22 protein-coding genes, 1 tRNA gene and 1 pseudogene are annotated in these 21,983 nt (G+C 66.3%); 14 read left to right on the top strand and 10 right to left on the bottom strand.

Annotated elements, in window-relative coordinates:
• Positions 1-105 precede the first annotated feature (105 nt).
• Entirely contained in the window at positions 106-390 is a 285-nt protein-coding gene (secE, locus tag QF050_RS09735; protein WP_308930267.1) for a preprotein translocase subunit SecE, read from the bottom strand.
• A gap of 83 nt (positions 391-473) precedes the next feature.
• Positions 474-546, bottom strand: a tRNA-Trp gene (locus QF050_RS09730).
• A 277-nt stretch (positions 547-823) separates the two neighbouring features.
• Between QF050_RS09730 and QF050_RS09725 the strand changes: the two genes are divergently transcribed.
• Entirely contained in the window at positions 824-2,041 is a 1,218-nt protein-coding gene (locus tag QF050_RS09725) for a pyridoxal phosphate-dependent aminotransferase (protein ID WP_308930266.1), read from the top strand.
• A gap of 133 nt (positions 2,042-2,174) precedes the next feature.
• On the opposite strand, the gene QF050_RS09720 is transcribed toward QF050_RS09725, so the two are convergent.
• Together QF050_RS09720 and QF050_RS09715 are read right to left on the bottom strand one after the other, a co-directional pair.
• Entirely contained in the window at positions 2,175-2,864 is a 690-nt protein-coding gene (locus QF050_RS09720; RefSeq protein ID WP_308930265.1) for a response regulator transcription factor, read from the bottom strand.
• Positions 2,861-4,198 carry a PspC domain-containing protein gene (locus QF050_RS09715; RefSeq protein WP_308930264.1) on the bottom strand — a complete coding sequence of 446 codons (1,338 nt, stop codon included), beginning with the start codon at positions 4,196-4,198 and terminating at the stop codon, positions 2,861-2,863. Before QF050_RS09715 ends, QF050_RS09720 begins: the two co-directional genes overlap by 4 nt.
• Before the next feature lie 125 nt (positions 4,199-4,323).
• Here QF050_RS09715 and QF050_RS09710 point away from each other — a divergent pair, with 125 nt between their 5' ends.
• The 5 genes from QF050_RS09710 to QF050_RS09690 all read left to right on the top strand — a co-directional run bounded on the left by QF050_RS09710 (position 4,324) and on the right by QF050_RS09690 (position 8,385).
• Positions 4,324-5,883 (top strand): PspC domain-containing protein, encoded by a 1,560-nt coding sequence (locus tag QF050_RS09710; protein ID WP_308930263.1) that lies wholly within the window; start codon positions 4,324-4,326, stop codon positions 5,881-5,883.
• Position 5,884: 1 nt separating this feature from the next.
• A complete protein-coding gene (locus QF050_RS09705; RefSeq protein ID WP_308930262.1) occupies positions 5,885-6,139 on the top strand; it encodes a hypothetical protein in 255 nt (84 codons plus the stop codon).
• A gap of 3 nt (positions 6,140-6,142) precedes the next feature.
• Complete coding sequence (locus QF050_RS09700) at positions 6,143-6,406, top strand: PspC domain-containing protein (RefSeq protein ID WP_308930261.1); 264 nt, start codon at positions 6,143-6,145, stop codon at positions 6,404-6,406.
• A gap of 209 nt (positions 6,407-6,615) precedes the next feature.
• A complete protein-coding gene (locus QF050_RS09695) occupies positions 6,616-7,641 on the top strand; it encodes an ATP-dependent 6-phosphofructokinase (RefSeq protein WP_018760481.1) in 1,026 nt (341 codons plus the stop codon).
• Between the two features lie 27 nt (positions 7,642-7,668).
• Entirely contained in the window at positions 7,669-8,385 is a 717-nt protein-coding gene (locus QF050_RS09690; protein WP_308930260.1) for a GNAT family N-acetyltransferase, read from the top strand.
• Here the strand turns inward: QF050_RS09690 and QF050_RS09685 are convergent.
• From QF050_RS09685 to QF050_RS09660, 6 genes are all read right to left on the bottom strand, one after another.
• Positions 8,347-9,870 (bottom strand): DHA2 family efflux MFS transporter permease subunit, encoded by a 1,524-nt coding sequence (locus tag QF050_RS09685; RefSeq protein WP_308930259.1) that lies wholly within the window; start codon positions 9,868-9,870, stop codon positions 8,347-8,349. The genes QF050_RS09690 and QF050_RS09685 overlap by 39 nt on opposite strands.
• A gap of 52 nt (positions 9,871-9,922) precedes the next feature.
• A complete protein-coding gene (locus tag QF050_RS09680; protein WP_308930258.1) occupies positions 9,923-10,345 on the bottom strand; it encodes an ankyrin repeat domain-containing protein in 423 nt (140 codons plus the stop codon).
• A complete protein-coding gene (locus tag QF050_RS09675) occupies positions 10,345-11,427 on the bottom strand; it encodes a glycine cleavage T C-terminal barrel domain-containing protein (RefSeq protein ID WP_308930257.1) in 1,083 nt (360 codons plus the stop codon). Before QF050_RS09675 ends, QF050_RS09680 begins: the two co-directional genes overlap by 1 nt.
• A gap of 59 nt (positions 11,428-11,486) precedes the next feature.
• Positions 11,487-12,221, bottom strand: a complete 735-nt coding sequence (locus QF050_RS09670) for a flavodoxin family protein (RefSeq protein ID WP_308930256.1) — start codon at positions 12,219-12,221, stop codon at positions 11,487-11,489.
• Positions 12,222-12,238: 17 nt separating this feature from the next.
• Positions 12,239-12,847, bottom strand: coding sequence for an FABP family protein (locus QF050_RS09665; protein ID WP_018760487.1), 609 nt, complete (start codon positions 12,845-12,847; stop codon positions 12,239-12,241).
• A 173-nt stretch (positions 12,848-13,020) separates the two neighbouring features.
• Positions 13,021-13,788: a permease gene (locus tag QF050_RS09660; RefSeq protein ID WP_308932140.1), complete on the bottom strand. Its 768-nt coding sequence runs from the start codon at positions 13,786-13,788 to the stop codon at positions 13,021-13,023.
• Between the two features lie 339 nt (positions 13,789-14,127).
• On the opposite strand from QF050_RS09660, the gene QF050_RS09655 reads away from it, so the two are divergent.
• The 8 genes and pseudogenes from QF050_RS09655 to QF050_RS09620 all read left to right on the top strand — a co-directional run bounded on the left by QF050_RS09655 (position 14,128) and on the right by QF050_RS09620 (position 21,896).
• Positions 14,128-14,826, top strand: a complete 699-nt coding sequence (locus QF050_RS09655; protein ID WP_308930255.1) for a response regulator transcription factor — start codon at positions 14,128-14,130, stop codon at positions 14,824-14,826.
• A 33-nt stretch (positions 14,827-14,859) separates the two neighbouring features.
• Positions 14,860-15,828 carry a mycothiol synthase gene (mshD, locus tag QF050_RS09650; protein WP_308930254.1) on the top strand — a complete coding sequence of 323 codons (969 nt, stop codon included), beginning with the start codon at positions 14,860-14,862 and terminating at the stop codon, positions 15,826-15,828.
• Positions 15,829-15,960: 132 nt separating this feature from the next.
• Positions 15,961-18,212, top strand: a pseudogene (locus QF050_RS09645) (RNA degradosome polyphosphate kinase).
• Between the two features lie 8 nt (positions 18,213-18,220).
• Positions 18,221-19,189 (top strand): NUDIX hydrolase, encoded by a 969-nt coding sequence (locus QF050_RS09640; RefSeq protein ID WP_308930253.1) that lies wholly within the window; start codon positions 18,221-18,223, stop codon positions 19,187-19,189.
• 72 nt (positions 19,190-19,261) lie between these two features.
• Positions 19,262-20,185 carry a hypothetical protein gene (locus tag QF050_RS09635; protein WP_308930252.1) on the top strand — a complete coding sequence of 308 codons (924 nt, stop codon included), beginning with the start codon at positions 19,262-19,264 and terminating at the stop codon, positions 20,183-20,185.
• Between the two features lie 103 nt (positions 20,186-20,288).
• Positions 20,289-21,092, top strand: a complete 804-nt coding sequence (locus QF050_RS09630) for a thymidylate synthase (RefSeq protein ID WP_308930251.1) — start codon at positions 20,289-20,291, stop codon at positions 21,090-21,092.
• Complete coding sequence (locus QF050_RS09625) at positions 21,089-21,673, top strand: dihydrofolate reductase (RefSeq protein WP_308930250.1); 585 nt, start codon at positions 21,089-21,091, stop codon at positions 21,671-21,673. The genes QF050_RS09630 and QF050_RS09625 overlap by 4 nt, the downstream gene beginning before the upstream one ends.
• A gap of 4 nt (positions 21,674-21,677) precedes the next feature.
• A complete protein-coding gene (locus QF050_RS09620; RefSeq protein ID WP_308930249.1) occupies positions 21,678-21,896 on the top strand; it encodes an NF038396 family protein in 219 nt (72 codons plus the stop codon).
• Positions 21,897-21,983: the final 87 nt, after the last annotated feature.

Genomic DNA, 21,983 nt, shown 5'->3' with positions numbered 1-21,983 from the left:
TGCTTCCTCATTGCCTAACATGCCTATTTAAATGGCTCAATTCCGCACGCCGGCGCTTCCCTTCCGGTTTCCCGGACGAACACGCGGCCTGCGGACCATACAGCCTTAGCGGTCCGTCGCGCCGGTACCGCCGAAGATCCAGCTGACAGCGGTTCCGAAACCAATGTCCAGCAGGCTGACGATGACCATCATGATGGCCACGAACACCAGCACCACGAGCGTGTAGTTGATCAGTTCCTTGCGGGTGGGGGCCACAACCTTCTTGAGTTCGCCAATGATCTGGCGGACAAAGAGAGCAATGCGGGCGAAGAAGCTTGCCTTGGCTTCCTTCTTAGCTGGGCGGCCCTTGGAGCTGCTGGCAGCTGTTTCGGTCACCTGGTCCTCGCTCATCTTTGCAATGGTGGATTACCCGGCCCTGATCAGAACCATGGTTACTGCGCCTGCCCCGGGCTTTCGCCCGGGAACAGCTTGCGCAGGGCAGACAGGACTCGAACCTGCAACCTGCGGTTTTGGAGACCGCTGCGCTACCAATTGCGCCACTACCCTTTGGAGTGAATCCCACTCTTTGACGACCCAGGCACCAGCTTGTACTGGGGCGCACGCCATCATCCGTGTTTCAACACCGGTGAACCAGTCTACGCAAGAACTTCGCGTAGGTAAAACCGGCCCGACCCGGCCCGACCGCCGGCCGGTCCGACTTGTGCGGCGAGTGGCAGTCACAAAACCAAACCGGCTCCCCGGAGGGTCCGGTGAACAGCTTAGAGTAGAACTCGTCGAAACCCACATTCCAGCCTTCCGGCTGCAAGCGAAGAACGGACCTGCCATGTCTGCCGCCCGCGTTTCCAAGCGCATATCCGCAATTGCCGAATCCGCAACCCTTGCCGTTGATGCCAAGGCGAAGGCGCTCAAGGCAGCAGGCCGTCCGGTTATTGGCTTCGGTGCGGGTGAACCCGACTTTCCCACCCCGGACTACATTGTCCAGGCCGCCATAGAAGCTGCCGCCCAGCCCAAGTACCACCGCTATTCCCCAGCGGGCGGCCTGCCGGAGCTGAAGAAGGCCATCGCCGAAAAGACCCTCCGGGACTCCGGGTACACCGTCGATCCCTCGCAGGTACTGGTAACCAACGGCGGCAAGCAGGCTGTGTACAACACCTTCGCCACACTGGTGGATCCGGGCGACGAAGTGATCGTTCCCACCCCGTTCTGGACCACCTACCCTGAGGCGATCCGCCTGGCCGGCGGCGTGCCGGTGGAAGTTTTCGCCGGGCCGGAGCAGGACTACCTGGTGACGGTCGAACAGTTGGAGGCGGCTGTCACGGACAAGACGAAGATCCTGTTGTTCGTCTCGCCGTCGAACCCCACCGGCGCTGTCTACTCGCCGGAGCAGGTGGCGGAGATCGGCAAGTGGGCCGCAGCCAAGGGCCTGTGGGTTGTCACGGACGAGATCTACGAGCACCTGACCTACGACGGCGTCCCCTTCACCTCCATCGCTACCGCGGCCCCGGAACTGGGCGACAAGGTGGTCATCCTCAACGGTGTTGCCAAGACGTACGCGATGACCGGTTGGCGCGTGGGCTGGATGATCGGCCCGGCCGACGTCATCAAGGCCGCCACCAACCTGCAGTCGCACGCCACGTCCAACGTGTCCAACATCATGCAGATCGCTGCCCTCGCTGCCGTGTCCGGTCCGCTGACGGCCGTCGACGAGATGAAGGTGGCCTTCGACCGCCGCCGCAAGGCCATCGTTGCCGGCCTGAACGCCATCGACGGGGTGGAATGCCCGACGCCGAAGGGTGCCTTCTACGTTTACGCGGACGTCCGGGGACTGCTGGGCAAGGAATTTCCGACTGCGTCCGGCACTGCCACGCCGCAGACATCTGCCGAGCTTGCCACCCTCATCCTGGACGAGGTTGAGGTGGCGGTGGTCCCCGGCGAGGCTTTCGGCCCCTCCGGCTACCTGCGCCTCTCCTACGCCTTGGGCGATGAGGACCTCGCCACCGGCGTCCAGCGCCTGCAGGATTTCCTCGGCAAGGCCCAGTAGACGCCCGCTCACTTCCGTCGGCCAAAACACCAACGCCCGCTCACTTTCCTTGAGGAAGTGAGCGGGCGTTGGTGTTTAAGACGTCAAAGGTGAGCGGGCGTTGGAGAAACAGCTGCCAAACATGAGCGGGCGGTTAGAGGAGGCGGCGCTCGGCGGCCCACTTGGTCAGCTCGTGGCGGCTGGAGAGCTGCAGTTTCCGCAGCACAGCGGACACATGGGTTTCCACGGTCTTGATGCTGATAAAGAGTTCCTTCGCCACTTCCTTGTAGCTGTAGCCCCGGGCGATGAGCCGCATCACTTCAAGTTCGCGGGCGGAGAGCTTGTCCAGCTCGTCGTCGGCAATATCCGCAGGGGCGGTTCCGAACGCGTCCAGGACGAACCCGGCCAGGCGCGGCGAGAACACGGCATCGCCGCCGGCCACCCGGAATACGGCGTCGGTGATCTCGGCGCCGGAGATGGTCTTGGTGACGTAGCCCCGGGCGCCGGCGCGGATCACGGCCACCACGTCCTCCGCCGCGTCGGAAACGCTCAGGGCCAGGAAGCGGGTGCCCGAGAGGAGCGGTACTGAGCCGGCGATGACTTCCCGGCCGCCGCCGCCCAGCCCACCGGGCAGGTGCACGTCCAGGAGGACGACGTCGGGCCGCTGTTCGGCGATCACGGCGATGGCCTGCTCCACGGTGGCGGCCTCCCCCACCACGTGGATGCTGGCGTCGAGGTCCGCTTTCAGACCGGACCGGAAGATGGCGTGGTCATCCACAATCACCACCCGAACGGATTTGGCCGGCCGGTCTGCCGCGGCCCCTGTCCCCTGGATCGTGCTCATGATTTCCCTTCCGCGTTCTCCGCCGCTGCCGGCAACCTCAGGCGAACCTCGGTGCCGTCATCCGTACTGAGGATGGCAGCCGAGCCGCCATGCCTTTTCATCCTGCCGATGATCGATTCCCGGACGCCGAGCCTGTCCGGCGGGACGTCCCCCAGCTCAAAACCGGGGCCCCTGTCCTTGATGAAGATCTCTGCCTGCGCGTCCGATGCCTCCAGGTATACGGAGACGGTTCCGCCGCCGTGCCGGGATGCGTTGAGCATGGCCTCGCGGCTGGCCTGGACCAGGGCTTCATGGGCTTCCGTCATGGCGGCATCGCCGACCGTGACCACCTCTACGGCATTGCCAAGCAGGTCCTCCACCTCGGCGGCTGCGGCCTTAATCCGGTCCGACAGCTGGCCGCTTTCGCGTCCGTGGTCCTGGAAGAGCCAGCCGCGCAACTCCCGTTCCTGTGCCCGGGCCAGGCGGACGACGTCGTGCTCGCTGCCGGCCCGCCGCTGGATCAGGGCGAGCGTCTGCAGGACGGAGTCGTGCAGGTGCGCGGCGATTTCCGCGCGTTCCGTTTCCCGGATCCGGCCTGCCCGCTCGGCTTCCAGGTCCCGCCAGAACTTCAACGCCCATGGCAGCAGCACCAGCACCACGCCGCCCAGCACGGCCACGGAAGCCAGCAGTGCGAGCCAGGTCTGTTCCCAGGAACCCGATCCGGACACCATCACCAGGACACCGGCAACCACCAGCGCCAGTCCCGCCGCCAGCCGGCCCCACCCGCCGGCCTGGTCCGCCTTGGTTTTGTCCACCAGTCCCGCCCGGCGCGTCTCATCCAGCTGCATCCAGGCGATCGAGGCGCCGCCCAGGACAGCGGCGGCGGGGATCAGGGTCCCCAGCGACACGTCCACGCCCAGCATCTGGGCAATCATGATTCCGGCCACCAGCAGGAGCCCGCAGCCGAGCAGGATTTCCTTGCCGTAACGCATCCCCCGCACCCGGAACCACGGTGGGCTGGACGGCCCGGCCGCGCCAGGCGGCACGGAACCCGCGGCACCCCCGGGACGTCCGTCGTCGTCCGTTGTTAAGGCCGACGGCCGGCTCACCGCCGGAGCAATGGGCGACGCCGGGCGGCGGGTATTGCGCCGTGCAGCCTCATCCGCGGTGGGAACCATGATCCAGAGCCATGCGTAGAACACCAGGCCCGCTCCGCCTGCGAAGGACGCGAGGACCAAACCCCAGCGGACGTTCTTCACGGGCCATCCGAGATGCAGGGCCAAGCCGGAACACACGCCGGCGATGACCCGGTCACTGCTCCGGGCCAGGGGCGGCCGCACCGGGAGGGTTGTCATGGGTCAATCCAAGCATGGATCAGGGTTGCCCGGACCGCGTGCCGCGGTTTCCCGGGGACGGCTCAGGGACAGTTCAGGGTTTCCCCCAGTAGAGCGGGAACGGGCCTGGACGGGAGGATCGAGGTATGAACTCGCAGACCCCTTCCCCCGACGACGAACACCCAACCGAGCCGTTGCCAGGTGCGGGCAGCCAGCGGCCCACAGAGCCGCTGCCGGCCTCCGACGCGGTTCCTCCCGGCCCCGCGTCGAGCACCTCCGAACGTCCCTCCGGCGGTGCGCAGGGCGGTCCCACCGCTCCTCCCGCTGCCGACCCCGCGCAGGGCTACGCATTCCATGCAGCCCCCACCCCACCTGCGCCGTCAAACGACTTCTTCGGCTGGATCCGCGGCCAGGGCATCTCCCGCGGCAGCGACCGCTGGATCGGCGGCGTCTGCAGCGGCATCGCCCACCGGCTCGGGGTGGATCCGATCATCATCCGCGGCGCCCTTGTTGTCCTGACCCTCCTAGCGGGCATAGGCGTATTGCTCTACGGCCTTGCCTGGGCCCTCCTCCCGGAACCGGACGGCAGGATCCATGTCCAGGAAGCCGGTGCCGGGCGCTGGTCCAGCGGTATGACAGGCGCGCTGATTGCCACGGTCCTGGGACTCACCGGCCTGGGCGGAGGGTTCTGGGGTTGGAGCCACAACGGCTTGAGCGGGCTTCTCTGGACCGTCTTCTGGGTGGCCGGTGCGATCTTCCTGATCTACCACCTCTCCCAGCGCAACAAGGCCCGTCCCACCATGGCGGGACATGCGCCGGCGGCCCCGGGCATGCCTTACACGGCGGGACGCCCGGGTACAGAACACACGTCATCGTTCTCCACCGCCACCACGTCGGGCCCCACCCAGGGATTCCCTCCAGCGCCTCCCTACAGCGGCGGCACCGCCGGCGGCCCTGCCGGGACGGGCCCGGGGGCGGGGGCGCCCGGAGGTACCGGCGGCCCCGGCGTGCCCGGTGGCGGGGGTCCCGGCGGGTCCGGCTATCCGGCGCCGTGGGTACCGCCGCGGCCGCCCAAGCCCCGGCCGGCCGGCCCCGGTGCCCCCGCCGTCGCCATAGCCGCCGGCTCCGCCCTGCTGGTGGGCGGAGGGCTCAAGGCACTCGACGCCGGCCACGTCATCGATCTTGGCGGCTCCGGCAACGCGATTGTCTGGGCCAGCGCCGCGGCAGTCCTTGGCCTGGGCATCCTGGTGGCGGGACTGCGGGGCCGGACCTCGGGGATCCTGAGCCTGTTCGCCGTAATCGCCCTGGTCACCGGCGGCGTCTACAACGTGGCGAACGACAGCCGGATGCGTTTCCAGCAGGTGGACTGGAACCCCGCCAGCATCGAGGAGGCGCGCGGCGGCATCGACATCACTGCCGGACGGGGAACCGTCAACCTCACGGACCTGTCCCCGACCGCCCCCCTGACCTCCGACGTCGTGGTTCCGCTCGATATCACCGCCAGCAACGTGACCGTGGTGATCCCGCAGAACCTGCCCGTGGATATCAAGGCGGACATGACCATGGGAAACCTGACCGAGGGCACCGCCCAGCGCGGCGGGACCACCACCCGCGAGAGCAGCTACAACACGGACAAGCCCGGCAACCACCTTGTGGTGCAGATCGATGGCACGTTCAGCAACGTCACTATCCAGGAAGGCAACTGACATGGACAGCAACATTCCGACGACGTCGGGCCAGGACTATGCCGGAGCGGCACCTGCCAGGGTGGGAACCGTGGTGTGGGGCCTGATCGTCCTGGCCTTGGCCGCACTGATCATCGTGGCGCAGCTCGGCATCGTCACCCTCAACGGGACCTACGTCCTGATCGGCCTGATGATCGGCGCGGGCGTGGCCCTGGTGGCGGGCGGCCTGCTCTCTGCCCGCAAACGTGACAACGACCCAATGAAAAGGAAGTCTTAGACCATGGATAAGTTCTTCGGCATTGTCAGGGGCCTTGGCCTGAAGCGCGGCCCGCAGCGCTGGCTGGGCGGGGTGCTGGGCGGCATCGCGGCCAAGCTGAACGTGGACGTAGCTTATGTCCGCATCGCATTCCTGCTGTTCTGCCTCCTGCCGGGACCCGCCGTCGTCTTCTACCTGCTGGCGTGGGTGGTGCTGCCGGACCAGCGCGACGAGATCCCGCTGCAAACATTCCTGGAGCGCCGCTCCATCAATGGGCCAAAAATGTAGCCGCGAAAGGCGCCTCCCCGAGAGCACCAGGCCCCCGCACTCGTGAACGAATCACGAATGCGGGGGCCTTTTCCTTGCCCGGGGCAACCTCCGGGAACGCGCACCGCATGTAACCGGTTTGTGTCGTACCCCACACACCCCACTACACTTCTAGGTGAGCTCAGCGTGGCGCTCTGCCTGTAAACCTTCTCCCAGGATTTGAGCTGAACATGAAAATTGGAATCCTTACCAGTGGTGGCGACTGCCCCGGCTTGAACGCCGTGATCCGCGGCGCCGTACTGAAGGGCATCGCCATCCACGGTCACGAATTCGTCGGATTCCTCGATGGCTGGCGCGGCGTGGTGGAGGGCGACATCATCGATATCCCCCGCACCATGGTCCGCGGTATCGCGAAGCAGGGCGGCACCATCCTGGGCACCTCACGCACCAACCCGTTCGAAAACGGCGGCGGCCCCGAGGCCATCAAGGCCCACATGGACCGGCTGGGCATCGATGCGATCATCGCCATCGGCGGTGAGGGAACGCTCGCCGCCGCCAAACGCCTGACCGACGCAGGGCTGAAAATCGTCGGCGTCCCCAAGACCGTGGACAACGACCTCGACGCCACCGACTACACCTTCGGCTTCGACACCGCAGTGCAGATTGCCACCGAAGCCATCGACCGTCTCCGCACCACCGGCGAGTCCCACCACCGCTGCATGATCGCCGAAGTCATGGGCCGGCACGTGGGCTGGATCGCCCTGCACGCGGGCATGGCCGCGGGCGCGCACGCCATCCTCATCCCGGAGCAGAAGGTCAGCATCGAGCAGATCACCGAGTGGGTTAACGAAGCCCACGCCCGTGGCCGCGCACCCCTGGTGGTAGTGGCTGAGGGCTTTGTCCCCGAGCACATGGAGAGCCCGCACTCCGAGCGCGGGCTGGACACTTTCGGCCGGCCCCGGCTGGGCGGCATCGCAGACCAGCTGGCACCCGAGCTGGAAGCCCGGACCGGCATCGAGACCCGGGCAACCATCCTGGGCCACATCCAGCGCGGCGGCGTACCGTCCGCCTTCGACCGCGTCCTGGCCACCCGGCTGGGCATGGCGGCCATCGATTCAGTGGTGGAAGGCTACTGGGGCACCATGGTGGCGCTGAAGGGTACCGACATCCACCACGTCGCCTTCCAGGAAGCCTTGGGCCAGCTGAAGACCGTCCCGCAGAACCGGTACGACGAAGCCGCCGTCCTTTTCGGATAAGCCGACGGGCCGCCCTAGGCTGGGACCATGACACTCGATCCCGGCTCTGCTGCCATCATCCAGTTGGCGTGGGCGCGCCGGCTGGGCCTCGACGACGACGCATTCGGGACCGCACTTGCCTCGGACGAACGGATTGTCCGCGCTGACGAGTCGGCCCGGACCGTTGAGTTCGTGCGGCTTTTCGGGAGTTCCGTGCTCGTGGGACCGCAGAGCGTGATTGACGCCGCCGCCGGCATCCCGGACGAGGAAATGGCCCAGCACGTGACGCTCCTGACCCTTACCAGGGACCAGGGCGGTCACGGCCTCGGCGCGGCGGCCCTGTTCTTCGCGGACGATCTGCCCCTGCAGCAGCCCGCCGAAGAACTGACCGTGTCCCACGGAAACCCTGAGGCCATCGAGTTGGAGGGCCGCTGCCCGCCGGATGACGTCAACGAAGTTGGCCTCTCCGACCTCGAAAACCGGTACACGATCGTCCACGAGCAGGACGGCCGGCGCGTGCCCTTGGCCTGCGGTGCCTACGGCGAGTGGGAAGGCCTGCTGGCCAACATGGGCGTGCTGGTAGACCCTGAGTGGCGGCGCCGCGGTTTGGGTTCCCTCGCGGGGTCCATCGCAGCCCATGAAGCCCTGGCAGCGGGGCTGACGCTGCAGTGGCGCGCAGACGTCAGCAACACGGGTTGCCTGGCGCTGGCCCGGAAGCTCGGCCTCTCAGCCGGCGGAATCCAGACCAGCGTCCACCTTCGCTGACGCCTCGCCGTGCCCGGGCGCGCCCCAGTTCTGGACCGGCTTCGGTTTGGCGAAGAACAAGGCGACGGCTGCGCCTACCAGGATCACTCCCGCGGGTAGCAGGATGGACTGGCCCATCGCCGTCGAAAAGCCGGCGTGCAGGAACTCGGGCAGGGAGCCGCCCATCGCCAGACCTTCGCCGGCGGATCCGCCGGGGCCTCCCGCGGGGAGTTCGGCGGCGAGCCGCGACTGGATCAGCACCGCGATGGCGGCACTGCCCAGGACCGCGCCGATCTGGCGGGTGGTGTTGTACACACCCGATCCTGCCCCTGCCTGCCGTGGCGGCAGGTTCCTGGTAGCCGTGGTGCTCAACGGCGCCCAGATGCCTGCATTGGCGAAGCCCAGGACTGCGCTGGGCAGCAGGAACATGAGGATGGGCGTGTCCGGCTGCATGAGGGCAGAGTTCCAGAGCAGGGCCACAGCCATCAGCACGAGCCCGGTGGCGGTGATGTATTTGGGGTTGACCCGGTCCACCAGTTTGCCCACGACGGGCGCGAGTCCCCCCGAGATCAGGGCCATGGGCACCATCATCAGGGCGGACTGGGTGGGGGTCAGGCCCCGGACCAGCTGGTAGTAGAAGATCAGCGGCAGGCTGAAGGCGGTCACGGTGAAGCCCACCGTGGTGATGCCGATGTTGGCGAGCGAAAAGTTCCGGTCCTTGAAGAGCGCCAGGGGCAGCAGCGGCTCACCCTTGTTGAAGCGCTGCCACGCCACGAAAGCCGCCAGCACCACGATGCCGGCGATGATCAGGCCCCACACGCTGATGGGCCCGGTGATGGTGCCCCAGTTGTAGGTCTCGCCTTCCTGGATGCCAAAGACCAGCAGGAACAGGCCGACGGCGCTGAGCAGGACGCCGGGGATGTCGAACTTGTGCGGGTGGGTGCTCAGCGCGGGCACGTTGCGCCACGCCAGAATAAAGCCGACGACGCCCACGGGAAGGTTGATGAAGAAGATCCACTCCCAGCCGAGGCCGTCCACCAGGACGCCGCCGAGGATGGGTCCGACGAGGGTTGCCATGCCGGCGGTTGCGCCCCAGACTGCCATCGCGGATCCGCGGCGGTCCGGCGGGAAGATGCGGGTGATGACGGCCATGGTCTGTGGAGTCATCATGGCAGCGCCGAGCCCTTGGAGGACGCGGGCAGCTATCAGGATCCGGACGTCGCCGGACAGGCCACACCACAGTGAGGCAAGGGTAAAGACCACCAGGCCGGAGAGGTACAGCTTTTTGGGCCCGAACCTGTCCCCGAGGCGGCCGGTGATGAGCAGCGGAACGGCGTAGGCCAGCAGGTAGGCGCTGGTCACCCAGATGACAGAGTTGATGTCGGCATGCAGCCCCTCCATGATCCGGGGGTTGGCCACGGAAACGATGGTTGTGTCGATCAGGATCATGAAGAACCCGATCACCAGGGACCATAGCGCCGGCCAGGGCTTTTCTACGTTTTCCATCCGTTCTTCCTTCTGAAGTTTTATTCAAGGGCCGGGCAAAGCCCGGGCGGCACTAGCCCAGCAGGTCCAAAATCTCCGTGCGGGCAAACATTTGCGCCGCGGCGCGTGCCGAGGGCGCTCCGGCATCCGGATCAGCTCCGGCGCCCAGCAGGATACGGGCCACGTCCGGGTAGCCCTTGAAGGCGGCCCCGGCGAGCGGGGTCTGGCCGCGGTCGTTGGCGGTGTTGGCGTCGGCGCCGTGCTGCAGGAGCAACCCCACCGTACCGGCGTGGCCATGGTAGGCGGCCAGCATCAGCAGGGAGTCGCCTGTGGCGTTGGTCATGGTTGCCGGCGCCCCGGCCTCAAGGTAGGCGCCGAGCAGGGCGTCGTTGCCGTCGCGGGCCGCTTGGAACAGCGTGTGCGCCAAGGCCACTGCGGCATCGTTGTCCTCCACGGGTTCCGTTGCTCCGTTTCCCGTTGCGGTCTGGTCAGTCATCAGCGTGGCCCCCTCAAGAATCCGGTCTGCCGCCCAACAACCTGGCCGGCGTCCGGGGCGACAATAAGTTCCTGGACAGCCGGATACGGTTCGTCGCCGTCCAGGACGGTCAGTATCTCATCCGGTGCCACGGATCGCTTTATGACCGCCAGCGCCACAGGACCCATTTCGTGGTGCTGTGCCACGGAGGTCACCGTTCCCACCTGGCGCTCCCCTGCCATGACCGGGCTGCCGGCGGCGGGCAGCGTGTGCTGCGAGCCGTCCAGCTGCAGGAACACCAGCCGGCGCGGCGGGTGGCCCAGGTTGTGCACGCGGGCGATAGTTTCCTGCCCTTTGTAGCAGCCCTTGGCCAGGTGCACCGCGGTGCGCAGCAGGTCGAGTTCGTGCGGGATGGTCTTGTCATCGGTTTCAGCGCCGATCCGGGGGCGCCAGGCGGCGACCCGGAGGGCCTCGGCGGCAAGCACTCCCGCGAGCGGACGCCCGGCGACGGCGTCCTCCAGTTCCGCAGCGGGGATGAGGTATTCGAACCACGGACGCTGGAGGCCGGGGTGGCTTTCCTCGGGAACGGTGGCGTAAGAGTACCCGCCCGCCGAGACGTGCGGCCACGGGTCCTGCCAGGCGAGGCGGCCGGACCATTCGGGAACGGCTTTGGTGCTGCCCACCACCGCCCAGTCGGCGGAGGCGTCGGTGATCTCCACCCGCAGCATGAACTTCATCCGGTTCAGGTACTCAGCCAGCGGTGCAGCCTCGGCGGCCTCGACGATCAGCCAGGTGGTCCCGCCGTCGTCAATAACGCGGGCGTCAAATTCGATGCGCCCCTGGACACTCAGCAGCAGCAGTTCGCTGGATTCGCCAGGTGCCAGGGCCGCCACCTGCTGGGACGAGAGTGTGTTGAGCCAGCTCAGCCGGTCCGGCCCGGCGACGGTGACCACACCGCGGTGGGAAAGGTCGACGACGGCGGTTCCGGCAGCGAGTGCGCGCTGCTCGCGCAACGGCTCGCCGTAGTGGGCGGCGACACCGGCGTCGGGGCCGGTGGCCTCAACGGCGCCGGGGCGCGACAACAAGGGGCTGGGGGTACTCATACTGGCGGCAACGTCCTTTATCAGCGGGGTATTCCGGGTTTCGAGAGGCTCAACCAACGCTAGCGGTATTCCGGATTTTCAAAATCGAACCGTGTGCCGGCGGCCCATTCGCCGGGCAGGTTGCCGTAGGCCGGGTAGCCGCCGGCATCCTTGAGGGTCCTCGCCAGGTGCAGGAGGTTCCAGGTCATGAACGTTGTGTTCCGGTTGGTGAAGTCTGTCTCCGGTCCGCCGGAGCCTTCGTCCAGGTAGCTGGGGCCGGGTCCTACCGGCCCGATCCACCCGGCGTCTGCCTGTGGCGGGATGCTGAAGCCGATGTGCTGCAGGCTGTAGAGGACGTTCATGGCACAGTGCTTGATGCCGTCCTCGTTCCCGGTGATCAGGCAGCCGCCCACCTTCGGGTAGAACGCCCACTGGCCCTTGCTGTTGAGCTGGCCGGAGTGGGCGTAAAGACGCTCTATCAGTTTCTTGGTCTGGGACGAGTTGTCGCCCAGCCAGATAGGGCCGGCCACCACCACGATGTCCGCTTCCTGGACGGCGGGGAAGATCTCCGGCCATTCATCGGTGGCCCAGCCGTACTGGGTCATGTCGGGGTAGACGCCGGTGGCGACGTCGTGATCGACAGTGCGGATGAGCTTGGTGCTGACGCCCTGTTTCTCCATGATCCGGCGGCTGATGTTGATCAGCCCTTCGGTGTTGGAGGTCTGGGGTGACTTCTTCAGGGTGCCGTTGAAGAAGACGGCTTTGAGGTCGCTGTAACTGCTGGGCTTGCCTGGATGTTCCGTGCCGTCTTCCATGGCGGGGCCTTTCCGGGTCAGGAAACTCTTTTCAGGAATGCAGAGGCGTGGGCCTCCAGCCCTTTCCCGGCCTCTCCACCCGTTGCCACGTCCCACCGCCACAAAAGGTTCCCGTCCACCAGGCCGAAGATCCGGGTAGCGGCACTGTAATCCTTGGAGTGGCTCCCGCGCATGACCATGTCGGTGGTCAGCTGGATCTGCGGTCCCTTGATCTGCCCGTAGTACAGCTCCGTGATGCCGCCCGGGTGGGCGATGGATACGGAGATGTCAAAGCCGCCGTCCTTGTTGCGCAGCGCTTCCACCTCGTCGGCGCTCTTCAACACGGGAACGATATCTGCCGGCACCAGCCCTGGACCGCCGTCGGCATCCAGTTGCTTTCGCTCCAGCGCCCAAAAGCCGGTCTCGACGGTGAGCGGCCGCAGCCGCGTGCCGTCGTCGTCGGTCAACCAGCTTTCGGCGCGGTACTGAAGGTACGGCAACCCGTTATGGGTGAACGATACGTGCTGCAGGAAGTGCTCGGAATCCTCGTCACCGCTGCCCAGCCGGCCGCGTCCTTCCCACTCACCGATGAGCCAGGAAAGGGGGACGAGTTCGGGGGTCAGGTCTGTGGGAATCTCAATGGGCACTGGCATTACCTCGAGAGACGGCGGGGGTGGGAAAGGGAGTGGCTACTTCTGGCCCTTGAAGAGGCGGTAGACCACGAAACCGGCGAACCAGGCCATGGAGACGCTCGCGATACCGAGCAGGACGAGGAAGAAGATTTCAAATGCAAGTACGGACATGGTGCAATCCTAACCCGTTAGTAGATGAGTAGTTTGTCTATGAAGTAAGCCAGGGATCCCACAGCTGAGACCGGCGCCAGGCCCATGCTCAGCGCTGCCAGCATATTCAACGGCGCGCCACGCAGTGTGGCAAGCCTGCGGAAGCTGGCCAGGACCGCACCCACAATGACGCCAAAGACGGCGGCCGGCAGGACGGCGATGTCCGACAGGACCAGCCCGGCGAGCGGACCGGCCAGGCCGGCCAGGACCACACCCAGCGGCGCCACGATGCTGTCCGGCCATTGGATGAGTCCGGCAAGGAGCGCCACGGCGGCGCTGATCGCGGCCACCAGGAGCATTTCGCGGACGCCGTTGAACCGGGCACCGGCGATCCAGCCCGCGCCGAGGCAGGACAGGAGTACACCAACGCAGCACCCGAGCGTGGACTCCAGCCGTTGCGCCTGGCCGGTGCCGCGGATGAGTTGCACCACGAAGACGGCCATCATGCCCAAGGCGACGAAGGCAGGTGTCCAGTCGAGGTAGCCGGGGGGTGGCACCACGGCGGCAGAGACCGCGGCTGCGGCTCCCGGCAGGGCGATGACGGCGGCAAGGGTCTTTTTGGCGGGGATGCGCAGGAAGTGCGGCCATCCGATCCCAACAGCCAGGGCGATCAGGATGCCGACGGCGACCAAGGCTTCGGGGGAGGAATAGACACCGGCGATGATTGCGATGAGCCCGGCGATCCCGACGACGCCGATGGTCCAGGAGCCAAGCGACCGAACAGGTGCCTGCAGTTCCGCCGTCATCCGGGGGCCGGCCTGTGCTTCGTCGGTGCACTCACTGCGCTGATTTCCCATCCTGGCGTCGGTTGGAAGGCTGGTCCGCCCCCTCATGGCAGGGCTGGTCCGCCCTGGTCCAATCCTGCCCTATGTGAACGGCTTATGTCGCAAAACGTACCTGTCCAAGGCCCGAATCTGTGGCTTGGACAGGGGTGCCGGGTATACTCAAGGTTCAGCTACGCTCCCTGCTGAGGTGGCTGGCCGGCGGCGTGCTGACGGACCAAAACCTCCCGCAGGAAGCCAGTACCGGCCGGTGAGAATCCGGTTCAGTCGCCCAATGATGCGCGGACGGCCCTTGGAGGAACAATGTCGCACATCCTGTTACTGACGAACAGCACCGGTTCTTCGGTGGACATCCTGCCTGCCTTGGAGCTGCTGAACCACCGGGTCCATATCCTGCCTGCGGAACCCACTGCCCTCCTGGAAACGGACCCGTGCGACATCGTCCTGCTGGATGCCCGCAAGGACCTGGTAGGTGCACGTTCCCTCACCCAGCTCCTGAAGGCCACCGGACTCAGTGCGCCGCTTGTTCTTATCCTCACCGAGGGCGGCATGGCAGCGGTTTCCTCGGCGTGGGCCGTTGACGACATCGTCCTTGATTCCGCCGGTCCCGCCGAGGTTGAAGCCCGCATCCGGTTGTCCGTTGCCCGGGCCGTGCCGGAGCAGGACGACGCGCCCAGCGAAATCCGGGCCGCCGGTGTGATTATCGACGAAGCAAGCTATACGGCACGGGTCAACGGCGCACCGCTGAACCTTACCTTCAAGGAATTCGAGCTCCTGAAATACCTGGCGCAGCATCCCGGCCGCGTCTTCACCCGCCAGCAGTTGCTCACGGAAGTCTGGGGCTACGACTACTACGGCGGCACCCGTACCGTTGACGTCCACGTCCGCCGGCTTCGGGCCAAGCTCGGTGCGGACCACGAGAACCTGATCAGCACGGTCAGGAACGTGGGTTACCGCCTCACCCTGGTCAGGCAGCAGGAAGACGAACTCACCGAAGCCTGAGCCTGGCGCGCCATCGCCGTATAGCCTTGGCTCATGACTCCAGCGCATCCGCAGAAGTGGCCCGTCCAAGTTGTCCGGGGCGGGGTTGACCAGCAGCTCCTGAAAGATTGCCGCGACCTCCTGTCCGCGGCCGAGGAATCGGACGGCAATCCTTCGATCTCCGAACAGACCCTGGTCACTATGCGCGCCGGCGACTCCGGGGAGCAAACCCTGCTGACCTTGGCCCTGTACGCACCCGACGAGGATTCCGACCCCGCCACCGGCCAGGACCTGGCCGGATTTGCCGTCGTGGTGGACGAAGCGGATGGCAACGGTGTCCTGGAAATCGCCGTGCATCCCTCCTACCGGAACCAGGGCGTGGCCGACCGACTGCTGGGCGCGCTCAAGGAGGTGCGGGGCTTCGACGGCCTGAAGGCCTGGTCCCACGGGAACCACGAGGCCGCCGCGGACCTCGCCGCCCGCTACGGCTATGCGCCGGTGCGTGAGTTGTGGAAGATGCGGATGACGACGGCGGGAGTGGACCTGCCCGACGCCGGCCTGCCGGACGGCGTGACCATCCGCGCCTTCGTGCCGGGCACGGATGAGGACGCGTGGCTGGCTGCCAACCGGGCGGCGTTCGCGCACCATCCTGAGCAAGGGAACCTGACCCGGGCGGACTTGAATGCCCGGATGGCGGAGGACTGGTTCGATCCTGCGGGGTTCTTCCTGGCCGAGGACCGGGAGGGCCGGTTGCTGGGCTACCACTGGACCAAGGTCCACCCGCGTCACGGCGAGCATCCTGCAATCGGCGAAGTGTATGTGGTGGGCGTGGCGCCGGAGGCACAGGGCCTCGGGCTGGGCAAGGCCCTGACCATCGCCGGCATCAAGCACTTGCGTGACGCCGGCCTGAACGGGGTCATGCTGTACGTGGATGCGGACAATACTGCGGCCGTTGCCCTGTACCGGCGGCTGGGGTTCACCCGTTGGGACATGGACGTCATGTATGGCCCGGTTGCGGGCTAGGTTCAGCGGGCCGGAACAAAGCCCGTCGGCGCGTTAAACACGGCCGTGGGGCCGGTGAATGCTTGTAAGGTTGGAAGGGAGCCGCGCAGGGCGGAAGCGCCGGCTTCACAGCGTCAGCCATAAGGAGAAGCCATGAACCCGGAACCCTCCGGAACAGCCACGTCCCAGGATGTTGCACTGCCTGCGCGGGCCCGTTTTGGCTCCTCCGAGGTCCCCGCGGCAAGGGCAACCCAGGACCGCATCGACATCCCGGAATTCGCACCAAACCTTCAGCCCGAAGGCGACATCCGGCCGGACCGTTTCCTGGACCGCGAACTGAGTTGGCTCGCATTCAATTCCAGGGTGCTGGAACTGGCCGAGGACCCCACCCTGCACCTGCTGGAACGCGTCAGCTTCCTGTCCATCTTCGCCTCCAACCTGGACGAGTTCTTCATGGTCCGCGTGGCCGGCCTCAAGCGCCGCATCGCCACCGGGCTCGCCGTCCCCTCCCCCGCCGGCCTGAGCCCGGTGGAGGTGCTGGAGCGGATCAGCGAGGAAGCCCACCGGCTGCAGGAGCGGCACGCGCAGGTTTTCGCCGACCAGATCCGCCCCGCGCTGGCCTACGAACACATCCACCTCATGCACTGGCAAGAACTGGACGACGCCGCCAAGCAGCAGCTCAGCGTCATGTTCGCGGAAAAAGTCTTCCCCATCTTGACCCCGCTGGCCGTTGATCCGGCCCACCCCTTCCCCTACATTTCCGGGCTCTCGCTGAACCTTGCCGTGGTGGTCCGGAACCCGGTCAGCGACAAGGAACTCTTCGCCCGCCTGAAGGTGCCGGACCAGCTGCCCCGGCTGATCTCCATCGACGGCCCCCGGGCCGGTGCTGTGCCCGGGCGGGTGGCCCGGTTCATCGCGCTGGAGGAAGTCATCGCCGTCCACCTGGACAAGCTCTTCCCGGGCATGGAGGTGCTCGAGCACCACACCTTCCGCGTCACCCGCAACGAGGACCTGGAGGTGGAGGAGGACGACGCCGAGAACCTCCTGCAGGCCCTGGAGAAGGAACTGCTGCGCCGCCGCTTCGGCCCGCCCGTCCGGCTCGAAGTAGCCAACGACATCAACCCCAACATCAGGGCGCTGCTGATCCGCGAGCTGGGCGTTGAGGAGTCCGAGGTGTACTCGGTCCCTGCTCCGCGCTGGACCTGCGAGGCCTGTCGGTGATTGCCGGAATCGACCGCGCCGACCTTCATTACCCCAAGCACATGCCGCACACGTCGCGGTACCTGAACGAATCCGAAACGTCCAAGGCCGCCAACGTTTTCGCCGCCATGCGCCGCCGGGACATCCTGCTGCACCACCCGTATGATTCTTTCTCCACGTCGGTGCAGGCGTTCCTGGAGCAGGCGGCGTCGGACCCGAAGGTCCAGGCGATCAAGCAAACCCTCTACCGCACATCCGGTGACTCCCCCATCGTGGACGCCCTGATCGACGCAGCCGAGGCAGGCAAGCAGGTCCTGGCCCTGGTGGAAATCAAGGCACGCTTCGACGAGCAGGCCAACATCTCCTGGGCCCGGAAACTGGAGCAGGCAGGCGTGCACGTGGTCTACGGCATCGTGGGCCTGAAAACGCACTGCAAGCTTTCGCTGGTGGTCCGCCAGGAGGTTGACGGGCTGCGCCGCTACTGCCACATCGGCACCGGCAACTACCACCCCCGGACCGCCCGCTACTACGAGGACCTGGGCCTCCTGACCGCGAACGACCAGGTGGGCGAGGACCTCTCCAAGCTGTTCAACCAGCTCTCCGGCTACGCCCCCAAGTCCACGTTCAAGCGCCTCCTCGTGGCGCCCCGGTCCGTGCGGTCGGGACTTATCGACCGGATCGAGACGGAGATCCGCAACGCGAGGGCGGGCGTGCCCGGCCAGGTACAGATCAAGGTGAACTCGATGGTGGACGAGGCCATCATCGATTCGCTGTACCGCGCCTCGCAGGCCGGAGTGAAGGTGGACGTCATTGTCCGCGGCATCTGCTCGCTGCGACCCGGCGTCCCGGGACTGAGCGAGAACATCACGGTGCGCTCCATCCTGGGCAGGTTCCTTGAGCACTCGCGGGTATTCGCCTTTGCCAACGGCGGTGACCCGGTGGTGTACATCGGCTCCGCGGACATGATGCACCGCAACCTGGACCGCCGCGTGGAAGCACTGGTCCAGCTGAGCAGTGCCGACGACATCACCTATGTCCTGGATCTACTGCGGCGCTACATGGACCCGGAAACGTCCAGCTGGCACTTGGACAACGAAGGCCGCTGGATACGGCACCACCTTTCCGAGGACGGCAAGCCGCTTGAAGATGTCCAGTCCTGGCTGCTGGCGTCCCGGCCGCGGCAGCGCAGCCTGAGCCGGCGCTAGGCAGCGCATTGTCAAGCGATGCACTCGTAGCTGACCAGACTGACCACCCGGGGGAACCCGTAGCCGTAACGGCTGCGGGCGCCATCCCGTGGCGGGTCAACAAGGACCGGCTGGAAGTCCTGTTGATCCACCGGCCGCGCTATGACGACTGGTCATGGCCGAAGGGAAAGATTGACGACGGCGAGACGGTTCCCGAATGCGCGGTTCGCGAGGTGCGCGAGGAGATCGGCCTCGAGGCACCGCTGGGAATCCCCTTGCCGCCTATCCATTACCACGTCGCTTCGGGCCTCAAGAAGGTCCACTACTGGGCGGTCAAGGTCAACGGCAACGGCCTTGTTCCGGACGGCAAGGAGGTGGACAGCGTGATGTGGTGCGGCCCGGACAAGGCGGCCCGGCTGCTGTCCAACCCGTCCGACGTCGGCCCTTTGGAGTACCTGCGGGACGCGCATGAGCGCGGCAGCCTGGACACGTGGCCCCTGGTGGTGCTCCGCCACGCCAAGGCCAAGCCGCGCTCGTCGTGGAGCAAGGCGGAGGGCGAGCGCCCGCTGGCTGCGACCGGGACCCGGCAGGCGCAGGCCGTGGGAAGGCTCCTGCAGGCATGGAAGCCGATGCGGGTGGTGACCAGCCCGTGGCTGCGCTGCGTTGCCACCGTCGCCCCTTACGCACGGGCCACGGGGGCGAAGGTGAAGCTCGCCGAAGGCCTGACCGAACACAAGCACCAGCGCAACCCCCGAAAGACCGCCGCCGTCATCGAATCCCTCTTTGACAAGCAGCGGCCCGTGGTTGCCTGCACCCACCGGCCGGCCCTGCCGACAGTCCTCAAGCAGCTCGCCGGCCACATGCCTTCACACCTGGCGAAACTATTGCCTGCGGACGAGCCCTTCCTCTCCCCCGGCGAGCTTGTGGTGTGCCATGTAACCCATGGCGGGAAGAAGCGGGTTGTGGCGGTGGAACAGTTCAAGCCGTTTGACGACTAGCCAAACTCCTGCTTGACCCCAGGCCCTTATCCGCTTTGACTGGGTGGACCACGCACTGTTCTGGGGGATAACGTGCACGCTGCCACGATCGCTGTTGTCGACGACGTTCCACGATTGGCCATACTCTGGCCGCTCCTATTAGCCGGCGCTGTGTACTGGCTGCTCTCCCGGGTAATCCGGGGATCCAGGGACAGCCAGCGGACTTCAGCAGCCCGGCACGCGCTCCTGACAGGGCTGATCGGGTGGCTTGCCAGTTCCCTGGCGCCTGCCGCGAATGCAGGAATCATCCCGCTGCCTCAGTCAACGACCGTTCCGGTGGATACCCTTTCTGCCCTTGCATGGCCGGTCCTCGGTTGCCTGACAGTGCATGTCCTCGGCCAGCTGAGCTATCCCAGGCGCCGGTGGACAACAGACACTTCCCGCGGAGAGCGGCGGCGCGCGCGGGACGTCGTTCCGCGCCGCCTTGCCTGGGTGGTCCTGGGCATCTTCGCAGGAGCAGCAGCGCAGATCGGCTGGATGTCCACTTTGCCGGGCTTCTCCCCGCACGCACATGAGGCACGGCCTGACGGTCACGGCGGCTACACCAGTTTTGGCGGGGAAGGCCGCATACCCGGCCAGGATCTGGCACCGTATCTGGGCGGCGCCCTGGTCTTCCTGGCGGCGGGAACACTGCTGGTCCTGGTGCTGATTGCCCGCCGGCCGCCGCTGAGCGGACTCTCGCCCACAGAAGACGGCCTTCTGCGGACCATTACCAGCAACCGCCTTCTCCGAACGGTGGCAACTGTCGCGTCCGGTCTGGGGGCCATCGCCGGAAACCACGCAGCGAGGCCTGATCCGGCGGCCGGAATGAGCAGCTGGATCAACCCTTCCGGGGCCCTGAACCTGGCTGTCCTGCTGGTGATGCTCCTGTGGCCCCCTCCCAGACTGGCGGCCCCGCAGCCACACCCCGGAGACAGCCTCCGCCTCGGGTCTGGCTCAAAGCGGCTGCAGCGGTGACCGCCGTGGAACCCTGTCAAAGCAATCCCAGTGAAGGGCAATGGCTCCCGGCGCGGCGGCGTATCACCGCCGGCCGAACTTCTTCAGACAGTAGACTTGGGGCGTGAGCATCCCTACGCCTTATGAAGACCTTCTGCGCGATGTCCTGGCCTCCGGCACCCATAAATCGGACCGCACCGGCACCGGAACCACCAGCGTTTTCGGCCGCCAGATGCGCTTTGACCTGGCCAAGGGCTTCCCGCTGATCACCACCAAGCGGGTCCATTTCAAGTCCGTGGCGGTGGAACTGCTGTGGTTCCTGCGCGGCGAGACCAACATCAAGTGGATGACGGACCAGGGCGTCACCATCTGGAACGAATGGGCCGATGCAGACGGCGACCTTGGCCCGGTCTACGGCGTGCAGTGGCGGAGTTGGCCCACCCCCGACGGCGGCCACATCGACCAGATCGCCGAACTTATCGAAAACCTGAAGTCCACACCGGACTCGCGCCGGCACATCGTCTCGGCCTGGAATGTCTCCGAACTCGACGACATGGCGCTGCCGCCGTGCCACGCGTTCTTCCAGTTCTACGTGGCCAACGGCAAGCTCTCCTGCCAGCTCTACCAGCGCTCCGCCGACATGTTCCTGGGCGTGCCGTTCAACATCGCCTCCTACGCGCTGCTCACCTGCATGGTGGCCCAGCAGGTGGGGCTCGAACCCGGCGAGTTCGTATGGACCGGCGGGGACGTCCACATCTATGAGAACCACATGGACCAGGTCCTCAAGCAGTTGGAACGCGAGCCGTACGAGTACCCGCAGTTGAAGATCACCCGCAAGCCGGCGTCGATCTTCGACTACACGCTCGAGGACTTCGAAGTGGTGGGCTACCAGCACCACCCCACCATCAAGGCACCGATCGCCGTATGAGCACCGAAAACTTCACCGATCCCCAGTCCTTCACGGAGGAACTGGCTGCCTCCGTCACCGGAGTTGGTCTCGTGTGGGCCCAAACCTCCGACGGCGTCATCGGCAAAGCCGGGGACATGCCCTGGCACCTGCCCGAGGACCTCAAGCACTTCACCCGGCTCACCACCGGGCACCCGGTCATCATGGGCCGCAAGACCTGGCTCTCCTTTCCGGACAAGTACCGTCCCCTGCCCGGCCGCACGAACATCGTCATCACCAGGCAGAAAAGCTGGGCCAATACGCCTGAGGCGGAGGGAGCCGTCGTGGTTCCTTCCCTGGACGACGCGCTCCTTGAGTCGCAGTTTGTCGACGGCGGCGAGACGGTGTGGATCCTGGGCGGCGGCGACGTTTTCCGCCAGTCCACGGATCTCGCCAACGTCGCCGTGGTCACCACTATCGACGTGAAGGCCGACGGCGACACGTTCGCTCCCGAGCTTGGCCCCAGTTGGGAGGCGTCCGCCTCTGTCCCGCCGGACGGGTGGCTGACCGCCGTCAACGGCACGCGCTACCGATTCACCAAATGGTCACGGACCGAGGGCTAGGAACATGCTGAAGAAACCCGAAACCCTGTTCGTCCTGGGCTACATGCTGCTTCCCTTGCTCGCGCTGCTGTCCGCGATCGTGGGGCTGACCATGATCCTGGGCGGCAACAAGATCGCCGGTGCCATCGTGCTGGTGGTGGTCACACAGGTTTTCACCTTCGGCGCATTCTTTGCGCTGCGCGCGCGCAAGGCGGCCGTGCTGGAGGAGTCCAAGCGGAGCTAGTTAGCGGGAGTGCATGGGGAGGCCACCCCATCGCGCCCGTCGATATCCTGTTCTAGGCTGGGCACGCCCATCACGCCGGGGGCTGAT

This window comes from Arthrobacter sp. SLBN-112, assembly GCF_030944625.1.
In the GTDB taxonomy this organism is placed as follows: Bacteria; Actinomycetota; Actinomycetes; order Actinomycetales; family Micrococcaceae; genus Arthrobacter.
This window is presented reverse-complemented; position numbering and strand designations above follow the sequence as displayed.